This window comes from Moorena sp. SIO3I6, from assembly GCF_010672095.1.
In genome coordinates this window covers 1-3,542 of sequence record NZ_JAAHHU010000436.1, presented here as the reverse complement: position 1 = coordinate 3,542, position 3,542 = coordinate 1, and the positions used below count along the sequence as shown (strand labels likewise).

At 38.1% G+C, this 3,542-nt stretch carries 2 protein-coding genes and 3 pseudogenes; 4 read left to right on the top strand and 1 reads right to left on the bottom strand.

Annotation, left to right across the window (positions count from 1 at the left end):
* A pseudogene (locus F6K49_RS37485) lies at nt 1-262 on the bottom strand (hypothetical protein); the annotation flags it as partial.
* A 210-nt stretch (nt 263-472) separates the two neighbouring features.
* Here F6K49_RS37485 and F6K49_RS37480 point away from each other — a divergent pair.
* The 4 genes and pseudogenes from F6K49_RS37480 to F6K49_RS37465 form a co-directional block, all read left to right on the top strand.
* Nucleotides 473-1,228 carry an alpha/beta fold hydrolase gene (locus F6K49_RS37480; RefSeq protein WP_293105163.1) on the top strand — a complete coding sequence of 252 codons (756 nt, stop codon included), beginning with the start codon at nt 473-475 and terminating at the stop codon, nt 1,226-1,228.
* Nucleotides 1,192-1,971, top strand: a complete 780-nt coding sequence (locus tag F6K49_RS37475) for a hypothetical protein (protein ID WP_293105160.1) — start codon at nt 1,192-1,194, stop codon at nt 1,969-1,971. Before F6K49_RS37480 ends, F6K49_RS37475 begins: the two co-directional genes overlap by 37 nt.
* Nucleotides 1,972-2,639: 668 nt before the next feature.
* Nucleotides 2,640-2,819, top strand: a pseudogene (locus F6K49_RS37470) (DUF4351 domain-containing protein); the annotation flags it as partial.
* Nucleotides 2,820-3,301: 482 nt separating this feature from the next.
* A pseudogene (locus F6K49_RS37465) lies at nt 3,302-3,542 on the top strand (hypothetical protein); the annotation flags it as partial.

The window sequence follows — 3,542 nt, the reverse complement described above, 5'->3', positions numbered from 1 at the left end:
TCGGAAGGAGAATGTAAGAGAAAGGAAGTGAGAATTGGGAATTGGGAATCGGGAGTCGGGAGTCAGGAATCGGGAATCGGGAATCGGGAATCGGGAGTAGGGAATCGGGAAGCGGGAATCGGGAATCGGGAATCGGGAATCGGGAATCGGGAATCGGGAATCGGGAATCGGGAATCGGGAATCGGGAATAGAAGAAAAATGTTAGCGATCGCTTAGCGTGACCTTCGGTAAATCGCGTAGCATCTCTTTCAGAGAATGGCATTTTTTGTTGGATTAACTTTACTGATATCATCGGCAACAGTAACTAAAAAAAATAAAAGATATCAGATAAATTGTGATAGGTTTATAAAATGAATTGTTATAACTTTTGTTCCCTGTTCCCTGTTCCCTGATTTCCCTGTGTTAAACTAAATCGAGATTGGGTTTCAAGCATCTACTGGTTAATACTATATAATTAACTGGAGGCTAATCGGTGAGTGATTTAACCGGCTTGATGGAAATCTCAAGCCACCAGAACTCATTGGCCAAAGCGGATATCGTATTTGTTCACGGGTTGGGAGGGGATGCTAGAAGCACGTGGCATCCGAAGGGAAAACAGGATGATGATGACTTCTGGCCAGTTTGGTTAGGAAAAGATCAGCTAGGTCTTAACATCTGGTCTTTTGGGTATAACGCTGAAGGGACAAACTGGAAAAACAACAGCAGTATGCCGCTCTTCGATCAAGCCAGTAATTTATTAGATTGGTTAGACAGCTGCGATCTCGGTGAACGTCCATTAGTATTTATTACTCACAGTATGGGCGGGCTTTTAGTTAAAGAGATGCTTAACAGTGCTCAAACTTTTGAAAACCAAAGTATTCTTAAACAGACTAAAGGGATTGTATTTCTGGCTACTCCCCACACTGGGTCTCATCTAGCTAATTTAATTGATAATATTGGGGTTTTTGCACAAACCACAGTAAGTGTCAAAGAACTAAAAGCTCATCACCCTCAGTTACGGAAATTAAATGAGTGGTATCGAGAAAACGTTCGGAGTCTAGGAATTGCCACAAAGGTCTATTATGAAACTCAGCCTTTCAAAGGGATTTTAGTGGTAGACGAGGATAGTGCCAACCCAGGGATTGAAAAAGTGAAGCCGGTTGCCATACCAAAGAACCACAATGGTGTAATACAAGTCAAAATCAGGAAAAAATGCAAAAAAAGTACATCTATCTTATGGGTATATTAGAAAAAGAGCCCGGAGACATGAATGGTTATTACATTTTTGTGGCCTTAAATGAAAGACCAGAAGAAGTAGAGGAAAAGATCAAGTCATCAGGTGTTCAAAGTTATATATATTCTTACCATTACATAGTCACAGAGCGTGTTGAAAACACAATAGCCAAGTTGCATAATTTCCTAAGGAATCGCAAGACTGTTTTAAAAGGTGTGGAATGTTTTCGTCTTCATTTTTACGAACTATCAAGAGTACGAAAAGTAATGGACAAACACGATAGAAGCACTTGGTGGAAACCTATTGTATCAGTTACTAATAGTTGTATAGAGTATATCACTCGCGACATAATCAAAAGCGCCGGAGTATTATGTATGGTTGGTTTATTCCTTACCTTAAGCTACCATTCTATTAGTAAAAATTTAGCTGAACGAAAGTATTATGATTATTATAAAATCGCCATGAATATTTTCACTAACCAAGAAATTATTTATCAGCCAGAAGATTATGGCAAAATATCGAAAAATTATTCTAAGTGGGGAGAAGTTAATAGTAGTAAAGGAGATCTATGCTTAGCTTCCTACGGTTATCACATGGCCAATGCAGCATATTTAGCTGAGTTCATGTTGAAACTTCACAATGATCCACACGGAGCAAAAGATATTTTTGTTTCAAAAAAAGAAGAGATAAATGACGTGCATTGGATGTGCATAAACCGATTGATCGAATTTCATAAATCTGTTGGATTTGAAGGCTAAAAGACAAATCTCTTTGTAACTCGATCACGTAACTAAAAGCGATCGCATTATTCGGGCAAGAAAGTCTGCGATCGCTAAGTAGTTCAGTATACGCAGTAACTATTTACAAGATAACAACAATGTCAATAACACAAAAAGATATAACCACTAGAGAGCAAATATAAAGAGAATATCTGTATATTCGTCTTTTATCATTTTCTGGCTAATTGATATAATATTGAGGATTTATTTTTAATTGGTCAACCCTTGTTGAAAAACAAAATTAGCTAATAACTGGACTTTAGACTAATTCAAGAGAGCCGGAAACTGCATCTTCGAGATTAGTCATACTGACTTAATCAACAGCAAACCCCTTATGCATAGGCATTACAGCAATTTTTAAGGCACTTGTTTTGATCCTGTGCTATGAGGTAATTGTGCAATCGCGAGACTTTTTGAAGTGTTTGGGTCAGGGCTGGATTTCCTAAACTCGGCAAAAAAGGCAAATAATCAAGTCGCCCAAGAACAGCCAAAACATTCTATAGGGCTTGAGGTATAGGTTTTAAGCCCTAATTGCTTTGGGGCAGATTTCTGTAAATCCCAAAATTTAGTCTAAAGTCCAGTTAGAACAAGGATTAAAACAGGGATTAAAACAAGGATTAGGACAGGGATTAGAACAAGGAAAGCGCAATGAGCTTAATTTAATTAAGCGTCTACTTAGCCGTCGCTTAGGTGAGATAAATCCCCAATTACAAAATCAAATTGAGGAATTATCCTTTGACCAGTTGGAAGATTTAGGAGAAGCGTTATTAGATTTTGAAACCGAAGTGGATTTGACCAATTGGTTGAACCAGTTTAGGGATAAGTAAAATCCCGTTAGATTTAGCACTAAAAAGTAGTGCCATTGAGCTCTGATAGAGTGGGTTTGGATTTGCCTTACCCACTCTACTATTGCCCAAAAATCCCGATAATTCTTGTTCCCCCCCTTTTTTTATGCTATGGGGTATCAATAGATTTAACTGAAGTAATTCACTCCCGATTTTAGCGAAAAAACTCTTCAAGTTATTAACTAAATTAACAGTAAAATTATAGCTAATAAATATGATAAAATAGAAGAATAAAACCCAACAATACCTAGAAGTTTTGCTGGGTTTTATTACCCGATATCCCGTTAATGATTGTTGGGATTTACTGGGATTTAAAAAGTTAGTTAAGTAGCCGATATTTACGACATACCTTGCCCTGGGTTGATTGAAGATGATTTGGGATAGGTTCGAGTCGTCGAATTTGCGGCTCTTAACCCTGTTTTCGATTACTTAACCAGAATTGACTTAGTTAGATCAGATGTGTAATGACTTACGACAGCACCCTAAAATATTTGGTTGAACAATATCCTCAAGCCTTTACCCGTTGGTTATTTAACCAAGAACCAGCAGAGGATATCGAAATTCTCAACACCGAATTGAGCACAGAACCAATTCGGGCAGATGCCTTGTTTTTTGTGCGAGTTGCTGATGCTATTTTGCATCTGGAATTTCAAACCTTACCCCAATCTGAACCTCCCTTACCCCTGCGGATGCTGGATTATTGGG

Bases quoted from the DNA above. Each gene is read 5' to 3' on its own strand.
- F6K49_RS37475 (WP_293105160.1), top strand. From the start codon at position 1,192: ATGCAAAAAAAGTACATCTATCTTATGGGTATATTAGAAAAAGAGCCC.